Raw genomic sequence first — 16,363 nt, forward strand, 5'->3', positions numbered from 1 at the left:
ACGAACTATGTATTTATCCTTGAGAATGTGTATCGTCCTATTGAAGGGATGAAAAAATAACTTAAAACATGCTTAAGGAGTATTTATGAGACATCTTCTCCAATAACTTAATACCAGCTATACTATTCCCCTTTTCATCTAATGATGGACCGAATAATCCGATCCCGCATTTTCCGGGTACTGCACCCATAATCCCACCTGAAACACCGCTTTTTGCCGGAATACCAACTTTTATTGCAAATTCGCCAGAAGCATTATACATTCCGCAGGTGACCATAAATGTCTTGCAGATGCGGGCAATGTCTTTGGGAATTATTTGCCTCCCGGTAGACATTTCAAACCCATCCATCGCTAAAACGCAACCGATTTTTGCTAAATCCATGCAAGTTACTTCAATAGCACACTGCTTAGTATAAAGGTTTATCAAATCCTCCACGTTTTCATCGATGACATTATGCTGTTTCAAAAAATAACAAAGCGAACGGTTTAAGTTGGCTGTCTTAAATTCAGAGCTAGCGACCTCTTCATTTACTTTTATTTGATCATTTCTTGTAATGTCATGTATGAAGGTCATTAATCTGAGTAATCGCTCCTCTATATTAGCACCTTTTATCATATGAGTAACAGCTAAAGCACCTGCATTAATCATTGGGTTCAACGGTTTCGAAGGTTTATTCGTTTCTAATTTTGCAATCGAATTAAACGGATCTCCCGTTGGTTCTTGGCCTACTCTTTCAAAAACATATTCAGCACCTCTATCCATGATTGCAAGTGCTAAGCTTATCACTTTTGAAATACTTTGCAGCGTCATGGATTGATGGCAATCTCCAGCTGAAAATCCATGACCATCTGGGTAAAATATAGAGATTGACAAATCATCTTGTTTTGCTTTTTTTAAAGCGGGAATATAATCTGCCACCTTCCCTTGTTTTGCATAAACTCTGCATTCATCCACTAATGCTTGTAATTCTTCGCTTGATTGACAATTCAAGTTTATCCCCCACCTGCAATGTTTTCTTCATTTTTCTCCAAAAATAAGTATACACTACCACATGGAAAATAAAAGGTAGAAAAGCTAGCGGGTAGTCTCGTCTCCTTCGTTCCATTCATACAGCAGTCCATCACCGTCATAACGATAATATGCCAAAGAAACCATATGGAAAAAAGTACTTCCATGTGCTTAATTACTCCCTAGTTTACCTCTTATTCCATTGTTAATAAATATAAAGATCAAAGTCAAACTCAGCCTTTATTCTGTTGGCAAATGAAATCGTATCATGTTCAAGACTCATCGCCGGAGTTTCGTTATTTTCGATTCTAATTGACAGGCTAAAAGCGAGACCGATCCCAAGATAAGAAGAATTGCAATCTCTGAGTTGTATCCTGGGAACTGCCGGGTGTATGATCCGTGTCATATTATATTCCCCATTTTTTCAGATGCAAAATAATAAGTTGGTTTTGAACATAAAACTGTTTAAATAAGCGATACAACTAAAACAGTTTTTCTATTCATGGACATTACTTGAGATACAATTACTGTTCAAGTCCTACAAAATTGCATCGCCAATTTTAACCGTAACTTAAAAAAGCTGCTCCTGTCAGTAAACAGAAGCAACTCGCTCGATACAAGCATCAATATGATAGTATTTTTCAATTATCTTAAAATGATGCATCTCATGAATCGCCAAGAGCTGAACGGCCTGAATGAGGTTAGGATACTTGGCAATCGGATCCAAAAACACAATATGTCCCGCAATATCTTCTTCAATATTGCCTACTAATGCTCGCATTTCATTTGTCTCCTTCAACAGCAATTGCACCAATTCTCGTCCATCCATAGCATAACGAATCTTTTTAGGCGGGATTAGAATCCAAGGAGCTTTCATCCCTCTTCCTTTTTTTTCTTTAAATTCTGTGTAAATATCATGTATTTCAGTCGCAAACGGTTTGTTTCTTTTCATTTTGGCATATGGAATCAGCACAAATGACCATTTTGTTGCGATTTTAACCATTCTCATAATTAAATATAAATGGTATACATGCTCCCCGACAGACCATTTCCCCTCTTCGTTTCGATTCCATAACTTTTCTTGCGAGAGGTATGGTATTTTGATCAAAAATTGATTTCTCTGCTCGGTTAATGTTTGAAAATGTTTTGATATACTTTCAGACTTCATTCGTAAGAATCCTTTCGTCATAAAAATACTTCACGTAATCCTTCGTCGGTGGTGAAGACGACATGCCGATGGTTCACTTTTCAAAAGCCGCGCAAAAACTTAAAAATCATTTCATTTACTAATGTCGGGTTTTCCCTTAACATATGCGGTCTATGGCTCCCGCTAAGCTACTCTGTCCGAGTGATCAACGGCAAGATGAAGTCCTACATTTGCTCCTAAGCTGTAACCGACCAGATGAGCGGTTGAGATATCCATTTGATTCATAAATTCAATTACATCATCGGCAATTTGAGGTGTAGACCACTCCAGGCTTTCACATCTTGTTCTGCCGTGCCCTCTGAAGTCGGGAAAATAACAGGTATACTTCCTTTGGAAGTCGAGCATTTGACTGGCAAAAGCCAGTATCCCTCGAGAAAAGCCGCTATGTAAAAATAACACCGGATCGCCGACGCCCATGCGCTCGTAATATATCTCCAAGTTACTACATTGTAGATATGGCATCACTACTCAACTCCTTAATTTTAAAGATGTGTTTTTCCAAATTGAAGTAATGGTTGCATGTCTTTGCAGTAAACTCGAATACACAATAGTCCGGATCATTAACACCAAGAGGATAATACTTCTCATCATCTTCAGCCCAAAGCATTTCTTTGCTTTCCCGATCCAGACAAACGTTCATTTCACCAATAAGCATTAGTCATTATTTCTTCCAACAAAATAAAGGCTGGCCTTCGGATTTTCCACAAATTGCTTAGTACGTAACGAAGACGTATTGGTCGAAAACCAAAACTTGTTTAATCCATCGTGCGCACTTTTGAACATCTGTTTTCTGTTTTGAATTAGGATAGCCGTTCTCATTGACAGAACTAACTACAATCGTTTCTTTGTAGGCAGATAATTTGAATTTGTTAAGCTAATTCTTCATCAACAAACTGTATTTTCCGCCCCGTCTCGTCAATATACGAAATAGCGATACAATCAAAGCCATCAAGCAAAACCGTTTCCCATGATATTCGTCGACCATCAACTAAAATTACCAAACCTTTTTCATCAAAATCGTAATCTTCTTTTTCTTCTTCATAGTTTATACTATACCCTACTTCTATCATGATTTTTGAGGGTTGAATATCAAGCTTCTGTAAAGTTCGACTGGAGAGCTTTTCTGCATCATGTACATCACAAAACATATTGTTATAACCATATTTACTTCCATCAAAGAGTATAATTTCTTCTCCCGTATCTGGCACTTTTGCCACAATCAACATAGGTGCTTGATCGGTATTAACAATGTAATTTTGCTCTTCATCTTTCACTAAAAACAAATGCCCATAATACCATATTTCAAACAACTCTTTACAACCATTAGAACACAATGTCATAGTTGCCAGCTCGTTGTCTTCATAATTTTTTATATACTTTTTTAAATAAGTTGGTACTTTCATATATTTCTTTCCTTCTTTAATTTCGATTTGGCAAATCAAACTACTAAAATCTAAAAAAAGTATAAGAATCATAACCACTCGTCAAACGAGTGGTTTGCTCTAAGGCTATGAGCCTTTATTGCCGTCTCGCGTCTAAAGGCGCTAGCTCTTTCACTTCGTACAAGCTACTATGCCATTGCCACTTTTGCCTACCCCTGAAGGGGGGCGTTTAATACCAGCCATCCCTTGAAGGGACTTTGATTCTCTTTCACACTAAGTTTGCCAAGTGCATTTAATAAGAGCCAGGTGTATCAATATTAACCATCCAAGAGTAGCTGTCAGGAGCTTTTACCTTTGTACCCTTGTTTTTTGAAATAATAACACGTTATTAGGCCCTGTTAGAGCCTCGCGAAAGTGATATAATCGATTTGGACAGGCTCTGCCGATTCGATCCGAAGTGCCCGGTTGATCTGTCCCCGGTGATATTGGCCATGTAAAAGGACCTGCAACAGGATGTCCCGAACGGACGTTCGGAACGGAACCCCGCTCTGGTTCGCATAATCGATCATCTCATCCAACTCGGATTCCTCGAGCCCTTCGATATAGACACGATATTGCTTGGCGTTTTCTTCGAACATCGTCCGGATCTCTGTCAGGTCTTCAGCCTCCTCCCACAACGAATATTGAGCACTGGCTTTGCCCTGCAATCGGGAAAGCCAGACTCGTTCCGCGACCGCGATGTGCCGTACGAGCTTCAGAAGATCCTTATTCTTCGTCTCACTCTCTTCGAGCGCATCCAAGATGCGTACGTCCGCCCAGTACAGGTGGTCCATCATGCACTTGATCGTCTTCATTTCGGTTTCCCCCTCTTCGTTTCATCACATCCCACAGATTACATAAGAAAGGACTGGATAATCTCATGAATATCTTAATTATGATCAGTTTGTTTATTGTTCTGCTCGGAACAATTTATCAGTTGTTTCGTTATCAATTCAAGCCACGCTTCACTAACATTGGATTATCAATTATGGGGATTTTACTTGTTTTCTTAAGACAAGATTTTAAAGATGAGTATATTTTCTTGTTCTACTTTTTTTTAATATCATTTGTTATCATGGGTGTATTACCACTAATAGATCTTATCTTAAATATATTGAAAAAGAGCAAAAGATAGCTTGTTTGCTACTTAACTGGTGGTTATTTAAGGATCAATTTATACAAACCGATAAAACCAGCGCTGCGGTCCCTGGAATGTTTCCACGTTTATTACTCCCCTTGAACGTTAAGCACTTTTCAACCTCTTCCGCATCACTTTCCTTACGTTAGATGTGCCTTTAAACAATAAACTTCGTAAAGACTGGATCACATAGCAGCCCTGACTTGGTCCAGTTTCTCATTTTGACCAGTGCTCTTATTGTAACTCCAGTCCTTTAATCCAGTGTCTCTCATCCCCTTCCTTGAGGCAGATCATGTCGATGTCCACGATGATGCAGGACACTTCACGTCGTTCAAATCGTACAACTGAATACTGGATTAAATTTTAACAATAAATCCAGTGTCATTAATTATTGCCTCTACTATTTCTGTTGAATTTCTTAGAGTGGTGTCAAACAGAAATTGTTGATTCGAGGGGGTTGATTCTAGTTTGTTTAACAAAAACAAAGAGCGTTCTGTTGAATCAATATCCCCCCTCATACGTATGCGTTCAATTAGTTTTTCTTTACTTGCTCTCAATACGATATATTTCAATGTTACTTGCAAATCGGATATATGTTTACAAAACCAGTCAAACTCATCTTCTACTACAAAGTCAACGACGACATTGAAGTCATTTTGAATTAAATTCCTGGTCAAAGTAAGAATATTATCCCACGTTAGACTTAGGCGCTTCTCCCAAGATGTTTCTGCTCCGTATTCAAACATTTGCAGGATAGAATCACCTTCAAGAAGAACACATTTCTTCACTACTTGAGCAAGTTTTTTTGATGTAGTAGATTTTCCAATCCCGACTGGACCTGAAACGAGATAAATTACATTTTTTTTGTTTTCATCTGACAATTGTGAACATCCTTCCTAAGCCAATTATTGAAGTACAAATAGCATATCATATAATCATACAAATAATTATGTGCTGGCGTTGAGTCTCCCAATCGTCCCCACAGCTATTATGTGGATAAATAATAGAAGGTTTTAAACTGCTGCATTCAATTAGCGTATTCCGTTAGCATAACCTCAAACAGAAAACAGCCATCTCCTCCCCAGCGGACGGAAATGGCTGTTATGACGGTACCGGGCGGATGAGATTGCCTTCAACGCGCCTTCGCGAGTTTCGTGCCGCGAACCGATGCCGCAGCGTATACGACAAGCGCTGTCCAGATGAGCGCGAAGCCGCTGAGAAGAACCGGCGAGACCGATTCCTTAAACACGAATACGCTCAGTAACAGCATGATCGTCGGCCCGATGTATTGTACGAAGCCGAGCGTGGACAGCGTCATCCGGGCGGCCGCTCGTGCAAAGAAAAGCAGCGGTAGCGCTGTGACCACGCCGGAAAGGAGCAGTCCGATGAACGTGGACACAGGTAGCGTCCATGCCGTCGTCTTTCCCACGGCGGCCAAATAGATCCAGTAGCCGAGCGCAACGGGCAGGACTACAGCCGTCTCCGACAGCAAGCCTACAGAAGCATCTTGTCCGATTTTCTTCTTCGCGAGGCCGTACAAGCCAAACGTTGCGGCCAGTGAGATTGAGATCCATGGGAACCGTCCGTAGTCGATGGCGATGATGAGCACCGCGGCGCCAGCGATGGCAATGGCGAGCCATTGGCCACGGTTTGGCTTCTCACGAAGGAAGACAACCGCAAGCAGCACGTTCAGCAACGGGTTCAAATAATAGCCGAGACTTGTCTCGACGACATGGTCGTTGTTGACCGCCCAGATGAAGATGAGCCAATTAGCAGCGATCAGCAGTCCGCTAGCGGTGAGCGCCAACAGGAGCGAGCGGCTAGCAGCAATCCGCTTCATGTCACCCCAGCGACGCTGGGCGGCGACGAGAATTCCCATAAAGACGAACGACCAGACAACCCGATGCGACAGAATCTCGCCTGCCGGCACATCGTTAAACAACTTCCAATAAAGCGGGAGAACCCCCCACATGATATACGCGATAATAGCATTGACCAATCCATTGTTCATAATCAATTTCCCTCTCCTCACTCCGATGTCTTAACGGATTATACGCCTCGATCACTGTTTAAGTAAAGGGAATATATTTTGTACCGATAAAACAAAAAAAGCCGCGAAAATATCGACTATCAACGGGTCCATGTTCTTGACCCTCGACATTTTTCCCTATTAAAAATACTAAGTGTCAAAATAATCCCTATTTCTTTCGCTGACGCCAGATAATCCCGATCCCGCATTCTGCTTTGACACGTGCGTTCACGAGAGGTGCAGCGACCCTGAAAAATACCAATGGGCGTTCCTCGCGAGATTGGATTTTACCCCCTCCCCCGGCTAAAAAAGAGTTGGAGTTCACTCCTGTTCCTTCCAAATTCTTTGCCAATTTGAAAGCAAATATCGTCCTGGCGAACAGAGACTGGCTGGTTGCACGCATCGTGCTATACTGGTGCTCCATTTGAATATCATCGAAGTTAATGATGGAATTCTTCAAAAATCTAGGGTTGCCCGACACTGTGATGACGCGTGCAGGTCCGCTTTCTTGGAGGATGTCGAGCAACCGCTTAGTCAGCAGATAATGACTATGCACATTGACCGCTAACATACGAGAGGTTAAAGCTTACGGTAAAGGATGTTCTCAATATCTTAATCATTTTGATTTACTTCTAAAACATATGATGTTGCCATCAGGGTCTCGAAAATGTACGGACCTGACTCCCCATGGATAGGTTGTAGGCACAGTTACAAATTTAACATCAAATGCTTTTAGTCGCTCATACTCCACATCAATATCATCAACATCAAAACTCAGTGTAATATTGCCCGATCCCCAAAAACTTGAAAAATCAAATTTCATATCTGATTCTGCAGCTTTTTTCGAATATATCGTCAATCCAGTACCTTCCGTATAAATTATTGCATGGACATAATCCCCTTCGGCTTTTGCATGTAAAATAACTTCATAAAACTTAGTTAAAGTTGTTACATCCTCTGTAATTAGACATACATCTGAAAAATACATAACCCTTATCTCCTTTGGAAAAGTTTTAGGGTCTGACACAAAAGTTACTACCTAATAGTGTAGAATTCTCGAAGCGAATGATTTATTCCTTTCAAGTTACAACAATCCAGACCGATAGCGTAACACGGCTGCCGATCCATGCTGGCAGCCGTGTTTTAGTTTATTTATTGAGCTATCGTGTTCCGTTAGGTCAATGCCAATCCCATTCCGAGTAATGTTGATTCTTAGGCCCTGTTAGAGCCTCGCAAACGTGATGTAATCGACTTGGACAGGCTCTGCCGATTCGATCCGAAGTGCCCGGTTGATCTGTCCCCGGTGATATTGCCCATGTAAGAGGACCTGCGACAGGATGTCCCGTACGGACGTTCGGAACGGAACCCCGCTCTGGTTCGCATAGTCGATCATCTCGTCCAACTCGGATTCCTCTAGCCCTTCGATATAGACGCGATATTGCGCGGCGTTTTCTTCGAACATCGTCCGGATCGCCGTCAGGTCTTCCGCTTCCTCCCACAACGAATATTGCGCGCTGCCCTTGCCCTGCAATCGGGACAGCCAGACTCGTTCCGCGACCGCGACGTGCCGAACCAGCTTCAGAAGGTCCTTGTTCTTCGTTTCACTCTCCTCGAGCGCATCCAAGATGCGTGCGTTCGCCCAGTATAGGTGGTCCATCATACACTTGATCGTTTTCATTTCGGTTTCCCCCTCTTCGTCTCATCGATTACTTAAACTTACGGTTTCCCGATTGAACTATCGTTTCCCGTTAGTTGAAAGCTGTAGCTCTTCTTCAATATTTTCCCATTCGACAGTAACATTGATTATTTCGTCTTTCTGCGCAACGGCACCATTACCTCCAGATTTATGAATGATTTCTTTGTGTTCTGATAATTCTGTTTCTCCACTTCCTCCATTTGGTCCTGCAGAAAATTTATATTTGACTTTACCTACCTCAGAAGGGTTATCCCCTTTGTATGTTAATGTCAATGTGTTAGTATGATACTCACCATTGAGGTTTGTAACGGCATAGCTTGCTGACCAGTTCTTACTTTCACCAGTAAATAAAATTAAGGAGCTATTTAAACATCCAGATAAAAAAATAACCACACATAAACAGATTAGAACTCTTTTTATTGGAATCCCTCCCTCGAGTATTAATGAAGCTCACATATTATAAAACGAAAGGGGAACTAATTTGTTACGTTATCCTGCCCGTGGGACTTGATCCCGTCAGCTATCTCCTTGAAAATAAAACGGATACTCATTTTGGTGTCCGTTCTTAGATGAAATACTTATTCATTGAATTGCTCAAAAACTTCTTTTATTCAAATGTCATTGTTTGTACGATATATTCTTCTAGTTTAATGACCATATCAGCTAGTTCAGATTTAGTAATATAGTAAAAAAGCTGGCGCCGGTAGGTTTCCGGAGCCAGCTTTTTTAGCTTCGTTAATTTCATTGTCCCTTAATCGGGGCAAAATAGAAGGCTTATTGATTGCAGCTTACCAAATGCTCACGCGGTCTTTAGGAGCGACGTACATGGCATCCTTTTCGGTTACTTCGTATGCTTTATAGAACTCCGGGAAGTTGGAAACGGTACGGTTTACGCGTACTTTGTTAGCTGAATGTGGGTCGATTGTCGACCGATATGCAGCCGACTCCTTACTCATGGTCATACGCCAAATCGTTGCATAACCTTCAAAGTAGGCTTTGAAGTCTGGGTTTTCCATTTTGGACAGCACTTGAAGCGATACGGCCATACCGCCAAGGTCGGCGATGTTTTCGCCTACTGTCAGCTTGCCGTTATTGTACACGCCAGGAATCACTTCAACATGATCATAGTAGGAAATAACCTGATCGCATTTTTCCTGGAACTTTTTAAAGTCTTCCGGAGTCCACCAGTTGACCGCATTTCCGTTTTCATCGAATTCAGAACCTAAATTATCAAAAGCATGGCTGATTTCATGCGCAATGACCATGCCGATCGCTCCCAAATTCGTTTCATGTTTGGCTTTGATATCATAAAACGGAGCTTGCAGAATACCCGCCGGGAACACAATTTCGTTATTCAGCGGAATATAATAAGCATTGACCTCATAGACGCTCATCATCCAGCTGCTCTTATCGACAGGTTTTCCAAGCGAAGCGATCCTTTGTTTTTTGGCTTCTTTATTGATTGCCACCATGTTGTCAAACAGCGATCCGCCGTCCGCAAAAGTTTTAATGGAAACATCCTTCAAGGAATCTTTCCACTGATCCGGATATCCGATTTTGATCGTCATTTTATCCAGCTTTTTGATGGCTTTAGCTTTGGTTGCTTCAGACAGCCAGTCCAGCGTTTGGATCCGTTCTTTATAAACCTCGATGAACTGCTTAACCATTTGTTCAACGTCTTTCTTGGCCTCTTTCGTGAAATATTTTTCTGCGAATTCCTGGCTGAGATACTGACTCATGACGGCTTGGGTGGTCATAACCGCCATTTCTTCATTTGTCTTTTCGCCTTCAATTCCAAACCGTTGGGCTTCAAATTCATTTGCCAATTTCAGAAAATCTTCCGATAAACTGCCGCCGGCATTCATCAACAAAGTGGCTTTGGCGTAGGCTTTGAGCTTGTCCAGATTTTTCTCGTTCAAAACTTCCGCTGTTTTATTTAATAATCCAACGTCGGTTACAATCACTTTGTCTGCTTTATCGACTTGGAATTCTTTCATATATTTGCCCATATCGATCGTTTTAAAGAGCTGAACGAATTTTTCTTTGGTGTAAGGATTATAGGAAATTTCCACATTTCCCTGAATTTGTGGGTCCATAGTGGATGCAGCGAGTTCTTTTTCGAATGCATACACATCTTCGGCTTGCGCTTTTGCCGTTTTCTCGTCGGTACCGGACAGTACAAACAATTTGGCTAGATAGTTCGTGTACACTTTTTTGGTCTTTTCGTCGTTGGAGACATAGCTGTTTTTGTCAAGGCTCGTGTTAAGGCCAAAGAAATACAGCGTATTGACATTACTGTCCTTCGCGTCGCCTAGCACGGCAAAAGACAACAAAGCGCCTTTCGAGATTTCGTTCTCCATCTTCATGCTGGCAGCAAATAATTCCTTGACGGAGGAAGCCTTGTCCAGAGCGTCCAAATAAGGTGCAATCGGCTTGATTCCTTGCTTGTTGCGGTTTTCTATATCGAATACCGATTTGTAGAAATCGGCGATTTTTTGCTCTTTAGAGCCTGCTGGGTTTTGTTTTTTTACAAGTTCATCGATGATTGCTTTAATCCGGTCCTCGTTGGCTTTTGCCAGCTCTTTAAACGCGCCGTTGGACTTTTCGCCTGCCGGGATCTTGGAGTCGTTCAGCCATTTTTTATTGACGTATTCATAATAATCATCACGTGGATTCGTGCCTTCAAGGGCCATGAAACGTTTTGTCAGCGTAATCAGTTGTTCTTTCGTAAGATGATCGGAAACGCCGAGTTTGCCGTCCGGATAACCGGTGATCACACCAGAAGCGATCAGCTTGCCGATTTCGTCTTGTGCCCATTTCGGCACGTCGGTAAAGGATGCGGAGGTATTGGCTACGCGCAAATCATGGCCTTTTGGCGCAGGCAGGTCCGAAAACGCGCGGCCAAGCATGATCAAAGCTTCAATTCTGGAAACTTCCTGATCTTCTCTCGCCTCTCCTTTGCCGTAACCTTTCAAAATATCTTCTCTTTTGATGCCCGGATTGTAGAAATCTGCGGCATTCAGCAAAAACTCTACAACTTCTCCCCGTGTCATTTTGTTCGGTTTGGTTTGTTGTGCCAGCGCGGATGTCGGCAACGCGGTCAGAAGCAATGATGTGGACAATAATAACGCTGCAATTTTTTTCAAGTCTTCTCCCCCTACAATTTGGATTGAACACCTCATAGATTCCATAGACCTAAATGGTATTTTTTCAACAATTCATCAGTTATGCTGACTCCAAACTCAAAAGTTCTTCGCTTTTGCTCTTCATAAATCGGTTTAAGGCAATCCTTTTCCAGAGGGGCAAATTCATTTCCTTATTTTGTCAAAATGATAAATCCTAAACTTAAGCATCTCGTTTACGGTAAAATACAATAGCTGCTGTAATAAAGATCAGTGTCCATAACATTGAAATGCCTGTCCCTTGCATTGGTGTAAGGACATTGATTTCATCAGAGGAAGGCGGCATATACATATAAGATCCTGCCGTATCCGGCAAATATTTAGGTAGAAAATCTCTCGTCAATGGACTGACAATGTAATAATAACCAAGCAGTATCACTAAAGCAGGAGTGGTTCGTCTTAATAAAGCACCAATAGCTGCACTAAGAAGTGTAGTTAATGTTAGATAGCCTGTTGCACCTACTAATGTTTTTATCATTATGTCTATTTCAAACCCTACCGCTGTGTCTCTCAACCTAATAAAAGTATAAAGTACACCTGATGCAGCAATAATAAAAGCCGCTGGAATGGTTATCGCTGCCAATGCCAAATGCTTCGCGGATAATTGAATCCCACGCCAGGGTATCGCAGTTAAAGTAGTTCGAATCTGTCCGCCAGTATACTCCGAACAAGTAGCTGAAACACCAAGAATAATGAACCCTGCTTGAAGATATCCCATAGAAGCAAGTCCTATATTCAGTATATTTTGCGTTCCTGCTGCCCCTTGCAGACCAGCCGAAGTAAAAGCTGCGGCTAAAACTAAATTAAGAATGAATGTACCAATAAGAGTGCGCCATATCAATGGTAATGTAACTAATTTTTCCAGTTCAGCACCAAGGATTTGGGTTATCTTTCTACTCGAAGAGACACTCATGATGCAACGTCCCTCCTATGGAATACAATAGCTGCAGCAATGAAAAGAACGACTACCCAGGCAAACATGACTAAACCGCCTGTGAATGGGGTGTAAAATTTGTCGAATATGCCGTGAGATCTGTCGTTAAAAAACATAAACATTTCAAGACCAGCCCGATCTGGTAAGTAAAACGCCAACTTTGTAACCTTAGAAAGCAGGACACTAAATGATACAACGGATGAATTTATGATGAGCACAGCAAGCGGGATAATGCCATTCTTCATTAGAACAGTCATCCCAAATGCTAAAAGAGCATTGAATGTCCAGTAACAAACCACGCCGATAAGTCTAGACCATTCAAAAAATACAGGGGCGTATTCACCAAGAATAAGCTGCGTTGCTGACGCAGTTGTCATCATAGCAATAATACAAAGCAGTATGCTGATCACGGTCACAGCGCCTGCTTTTGCCAGCAAAAAATGAAGCCTTGATGAAACAACAGTTAAACTTGTTGTAATCTGTCGCCCTCCACCAGATTCACTGCTCTCTGTCAAATACTCGCTGCTGACAGCAAGCACACCAAGAATAATGACACCTTGCACGCCAAAACCTAATCCATCATAGCCGGCTTCCGATAACCCTGTAGCTATAATCTCCGCTTTTTGTTGTGTAATGACCAAGGCTGCAATGACCGCTGGGGCAAATGCTCCAATAAGAAAGGCAAGCCAAATGCCCGGCAGGGAGAACAATTTAGATAGTTCCGCGTTGAATGCTCTCATACAACATCACCTGCATGTTCAGATGTCAGGGCAAAAAAGGCTTCCTCCAGCGTAGAATGGTTACCTATTATTTCTTCCAATGTTCCATCTGCAACGATTTTTCCATGGTTAATAATCACCACATCATCAACCGTCTCTGCAAGCTCTCCCATGAGATGACTGGATAGCAACACCGTGTTACCAGACGCAGCACGTTCACGTAAAAATGTCCGAATCCAGCGAATTCCTTGTGGGTCGAGCCCATTTACGGGTTCATCCAAGACCAATATTTCGGGATCACCAAGTAGTGCAGCTGCCATTCCAAGTCTTCTCCCCATACCGAGGGAATAACTTCCAACTCTTTTGCCAGCTGCATTCGTAAGACCTACCATTTCTAGAACTTCCTCTACACGTGAGCGAGGCAATCCTGCGGCACGAGCAATCCAACGTAAATGTGCCCGCCCTGTTCGCATACGATGAGCTCCAAATCCATCAAGTGCGGCACCTATTGTTGCTAGAGGATTATGTAATTCTGCGAATGGCTTTCCATTAATTAGTGCACTCCCCGAGGTGGCACGATCTAATCCAAGCAGGATGCGAAGCGTAGAACTTTTACCTGCCCCATTTGGACCTAAAAAACCAGTTACTCTTCCCGGTCTAGCTTGAAAACTGATGCCTGATAAGATTTCCCCAGTTCCGCGATGTTTGACTAAGTTATGAATGGTAAGCAACCATAACACTTCCTTTCTGTTATGGTTCTCATTATAAAGAAGCAAAGTTACATCTCGGTTATCAACCTGTTTACTTCTGGGTTAACTTTAGGTTAAGCTCTACCAATAGCTACTCTCGTGCCATTTTCATTAGATGTAAAGTCAGCTTTCAGCTTCATTTTTTTCAACATAAAATTTGATGTCGACAAACCAATCCCCGCCCCACGCTCAGAGGAAGAGTTATCCATACCTGGGCCTCTGTCTGCAACAATGATCTGTTCTTTTTCTACATCAACCACAATGTTTGCATATTTCCCCTCTGCTGCATGGCGAACAATATTCTGAAATAAATTATCCAGAACCCGTGACATCCATTTAGGATCTGCTTCCCAATAAAAAGTCTCCTCTGTCGGTAAATCAACATCGAGCTGAATTTCTTTTTCTTCAAATACAGGATACCACGCAGCAACAGACGCTCTTACTAAACGTCCAATATCTGTTGAAGCGGGATGAAAAGGATGTTTCCCTGATGTAAGCAATGTATAGGAAAGTAAGTCATCCATTAGCTCTCCGACTCTTGTAATCGTATGGTTCATCTCTGTTAATGAGTTTTGTCCTTCTAAACTCATTGATTCTTTATTTAATCTGGTGATATGTCCTCTCAAAATGGTAAGTGGCGTTCGTAAGTCGTGAGATAGATTCGCAATGAGACGATGTCGTAATAATTCCTCTTCATATTCTCGCTTGCGACTGTCTTCAAGCTGCTGAATCATCCAATTAAAAGAACTTCCTAACTGGTCTATCTCATCCATACGATCCGTTTGAACAGATATAGGTTTAGGATATGAGTTATTTTTAGCTGAAAATGACATGACTTCCTGTAAGCGTGTAAGACGTTTACGAAGTCTCAAGAAGAACAGCCAAGATAATATAACAAATGCGACAATAATAAAACCAAACAATAGCAAGGTAACGTAAAATAGATGTAACGTATTTAGATCTTCACTATTGATAGAATCTCCATTGATAGAAAACCCAACAAACGCACTCAAGAAAATAAGCACAATGGGCGGAAGAAAGATAAATAGAAAATGTCCTTTTAGAAAACGACGAAATAATGATCTGTTCTGTTTCATAGTTTCACCCGATAGCCTATTCCCTTCAGCGTTTCAATAATCTCTGGGGAATCTGGATGACGTTCCAGCTTTTGACGCAGTCGATGGATATGCACCATTAATGTTTTATCACCCGTTATATAAGCTTCTTCCCAAATAGCTTCATAAATTTGTTCTTTTGGTAAAACTTGATTAGGGTGCCGTAAGAAGTACATTAAAATTTGATGTTGTTTCCCTGTCAATATAATTTCTTCTCCCGTGCGTTTGTCATATACCATTTGGACTTCCGGATCTACTTCAATATGATCTCCTAATGAAATGCGTTCGGATTGTGTTCCACCACTTCGACGGATTAATACTTCTAATCTTGCAACCAATTCATCCGTATGGAATGGTTTCGTTAAATAGTCATCAGCAAATTGTAAACCATCTACCTTATCATTTATCGATGTTCGGGCAGATAACAGCAATATAGGAACAGCAGGAGCTGCCTTTTTTAATCGTTTTCCCACTGTAAATCCGTCTAAACCGGGTAACATGATATCCAAAATAACGATTTCATGCTGATGTACTTCTGTTTCGGCTCCTTCACCAGAAAGCAGCCACTGAACTGAAAATCCTCGCTGTTCCAATTCTTCTTTTAGCAGGCTGCCTATTTTCTCATTATCTTCAATATATAATACGTTTCTTTTCAAGTAACTTCCCTCTCTCTAAATTGAGTTCACTATTAGACAGATTAACATAATCTAAAAAATGGTTTCCAGTTAAGACAGTTTTATCGTTCGTTAATAGAGTTTCATAAAAAAGAGGCACGTCTAACTGATTGGCTCTTTCCGAGTCGTTCGAAGAACAGGACGGCATCGACGCCTTTTCCTTCAAACAACTTGAGGAAGCACTCACGATGGCTTTTGATGCTCGCGAGTTCTCTTTATCAACGGCAGACTCGATGGAGCTGGCTGACACAATCTTCCTGTCCAGTATTGATTTATTTACCAAAATAGGTTATTTTATAGACAGCTTAGTGATAAGCAAGTTCCTGACACGAAGGGAGATGTGTTTTAATGGCAACTACTTATATGGTGGTTTGGTCTTAAAACTGAATAGCAGGCATACGCGAAAAAAAGCGGGAAAACGCCCGTATTATTTGGTATGCCATCCAAAGTAACCTTTCGTGAATATTGCTGTTTGCAGGATACGATGAAG

The 16,363-nt window shown here is 41.5% G+C and carries 17 protein-coding genes; 1 reads left to right on the plus strand and 16 read right to left on the minus strand.

From position 1 onward, the window contains the following. Window positions 1–61: 61 nt before the first annotated feature. From glsA to L6442_RS15620, 16 genes are all read right to left on the minus strand, one after another. A complete protein-coding gene (gene glsA, locus L6442_RS15545) occupies window positions 62–991 on the minus strand; it encodes a glutaminase A (protein WP_212977905.1) in 930 nt (309 codons plus the stop codon). Between the two features lie 607 nt (window positions 992–1,598). Next, window positions 1,599–2,177 (minus strand): DinB family protein, encoded by a 579-nt coding sequence (locus L6442_RS15550; protein WP_212977904.1) that lies wholly within the window; start codon window positions 2,175–2,177, stop codon window positions 1,599–1,601. A gap of 162 nt (window positions 2,178–2,339) precedes the next feature. Further along, window positions 2,340–2,678, minus strand: a complete 339-nt coding sequence (locus L6442_RS15555; protein WP_212977903.1) for an alpha/beta fold hydrolase — start codon at window positions 2,676–2,678, stop codon at window positions 2,340–2,342. Window positions 2,679–3,085: 407 nt separating this feature from the next. Next, the gene (locus tag L6442_RS15560) at window positions 3,086–3,619 is read right to left on the minus strand and encodes a hypothetical protein (protein ID WP_212977901.1); all 534 of its coding nucleotides are present in this window, start codon (window positions 3,617–3,619) and stop codon (window positions 3,086–3,088) included. 377 nt (window positions 3,620–3,996) lie between these two features. Further along, the gene (locus tag L6442_RS15565; RefSeq protein WP_212977900.1) at window positions 3,997–4,452 is read right to left on the minus strand and encodes a DinB family protein; all 456 of its coding nucleotides are present in this window, start codon (window positions 4,450–4,452) and stop codon (window positions 3,997–3,999) included. 679 nt (window positions 4,453–5,131) lie between these two features. Next, window positions 5,132–5,656: an AAA family ATPase gene (locus L6442_RS15570; protein ID WP_212977899.1), complete on the minus strand. Its 525-nt coding sequence runs from the start codon at window positions 5,654–5,656 to the stop codon at window positions 5,132–5,134. A gap of 251 nt (window positions 5,657–5,907) precedes the next feature. Further along, the gene (rarD, locus tag L6442_RS15575; RefSeq protein WP_212977898.1) at window positions 5,908–6,786 is read right to left on the minus strand and encodes an EamA family transporter RarD; all 879 of its coding nucleotides are present in this window, start codon (window positions 6,784–6,786) and stop codon (window positions 5,908–5,910) included. 634 nt (window positions 6,787–7,420) lie between these two features. Further along, window positions 7,421–7,792 (minus strand): VOC family protein, encoded by a 372-nt coding sequence (locus tag L6442_RS15580; protein ID WP_212977897.1) that lies wholly within the window; start codon window positions 7,790–7,792, stop codon window positions 7,421–7,423. A gap of 234 nt (window positions 7,793–8,026) precedes the next feature. Further along, on the minus strand, window positions 8,027–8,482 hold the full coding sequence (locus L6442_RS15585) for a DinB family protein (protein WP_212977896.1): 456 nt from the start codon (window positions 8,480–8,482) through the stop codon (window positions 8,027–8,029). Window positions 8,483–8,539: 57 nt separating this feature from the next. Continuing rightward, window positions 8,540–8,893 carry a hypothetical protein gene (locus L6442_RS15590; RefSeq protein ID WP_212977895.1) on the minus strand — a complete coding sequence of 118 codons (354 nt, stop codon included), beginning with the start codon at window positions 8,891–8,893 and terminating at the stop codon, window positions 8,540–8,542. Window positions 8,894–9,288: 395 nt separating this feature from the next. After that, window positions 9,289–11,646: a M13-type metalloendopeptidase gene (locus L6442_RS15595; protein WP_212977894.1), complete on the minus strand. Its 2,358-nt coding sequence runs from the start codon at window positions 11,644–11,646 to the stop codon at window positions 9,289–9,291. Window positions 11,647–11,845: 199 nt separating this feature from the next. Then, window positions 11,846–12,595, minus strand: coding sequence for an ABC transporter permease (locus L6442_RS15600; RefSeq protein WP_212977893.1), 750 nt, complete (start codon window positions 12,593–12,595; stop codon window positions 11,846–11,848). Beyond that, window positions 12,592–13,356: an ABC transporter permease gene (locus tag L6442_RS15605; protein WP_212977892.1), complete on the minus strand. Its 765-nt coding sequence runs from the start codon at window positions 13,354–13,356 to the stop codon at window positions 12,592–12,594. The genes L6442_RS15600 and L6442_RS15605 overlap by 4 nt, the downstream gene beginning before the upstream one ends. Then, a complete protein-coding gene (locus tag L6442_RS15610; protein ID WP_212977891.1) occupies window positions 13,353–14,066 on the minus strand; it encodes an ABC transporter ATP-binding protein in 714 nt (237 codons plus the stop codon). Before L6442_RS15610 ends, L6442_RS15605 begins: the two co-directional genes overlap by 4 nt. A gap of 92 nt (window positions 14,067–14,158) precedes the next feature. Further along, entirely contained in the window at window positions 14,159–15,181 is a 1,023-nt protein-coding gene (locus L6442_RS15615) for a sensor histidine kinase (RefSeq protein WP_212977890.1), read from the minus strand. Next, window positions 15,178–15,855 (minus strand): response regulator transcription factor, encoded by a 678-nt coding sequence (locus tag L6442_RS15620; RefSeq protein ID WP_212977889.1) that lies wholly within the window; start codon window positions 15,853–15,855, stop codon window positions 15,178–15,180. The genes L6442_RS15615 and L6442_RS15620 overlap by 4 nt, the downstream gene beginning before the upstream one ends. A gap of 128 nt (window positions 15,856–15,983) precedes the next feature. Between L6442_RS15620 and L6442_RS15625 the strand changes: the two genes are divergently transcribed. Beyond that, window positions 15,984–16,325 carry a hypothetical protein gene (locus tag L6442_RS15625; RefSeq protein WP_212977888.1) on the plus strand — a complete coding sequence of 114 codons (342 nt, stop codon included), beginning with the start codon at window positions 15,984–15,986 and terminating at the stop codon, window positions 16,323–16,325. Window positions 16,326–16,363: the final 38 nt, after the last annotated feature.

Origin of the sequence: Paenibacillus azoreducens, assembly GCF_021654775.1 — a bacterium.
Taxonomy (GTDB): domain Bacteria; phylum Bacillota; class Bacilli; order Paenibacillales; family Paenibacillaceae; genus Paenibacillus_AQ; species Paenibacillus_AQ azoreducens.

Bases quoted from the DNA above. Each gene is read 5' to 3' on its own strand.
- L6442_RS15615 (WP_212977890.1), bottom strand. From the start codon at position 15,181: ATGAAACAGAACAGATCATTATTTCGTCGTTTTCTAAAAGGACATTTT.
- L6442_RS15565 (WP_212977900.1), bottom strand. From the start codon at position 4,452: ATGAAGACGATCAAGTGCATGATGGACCACCTGTACTGGGCGGACGTA.
- L6442_RS15555 (WP_212977903.1), bottom strand. From the start codon at position 2,678: ATGCCATATCTACAATGTAGTAACTTGGAGATATATTACGAGCGCATG.
- L6442_RS15580 (WP_212977897.1), bottom strand. From the start codon at position 7,792: ATGTATTTTTCAGATGTATGTCTAATTACAGAGGATGTAACAACTTTA.
- rarD (WP_212977898.1), bottom strand. From the start codon at position 6,786: ATGAACAATGGATTGGTCAATGCTATTATCGCGTATATCATGTGGGGG.
- L6442_RS15585 (WP_212977896.1), bottom strand. From the start codon at position 8,482: ATGAAAACGATCAAGTGTATGATGGACCACCTATACTGGGCGAACGCA.
- L6442_RS15600 (WP_212977893.1), bottom strand. From the start codon at position 12,595: ATGAGTGTCTCTTCGAGTAGAAAGATAACCCAAATCCTTGGTGCTGAA.
- L6442_RS15605 (WP_212977892.1), bottom strand. From the start codon at position 13,356: ATGAGAGCATTCAACGCGGAACTATCTAAATTGTTCTCCCTGCCGGGC.
- L6442_RS15560 (WP_212977901.1), bottom strand. From the start codon at position 3,619: ATGAAAGTACCAACTTATTTAAAAAAGTATATAAAAAATTATGAAGAC.
- L6442_RS15550 (WP_212977904.1), bottom strand. From the start codon at position 2,177: ATGAAGTCTGAAAGTATATCAAAACATTTTCAAACATTAACCGAGCAG.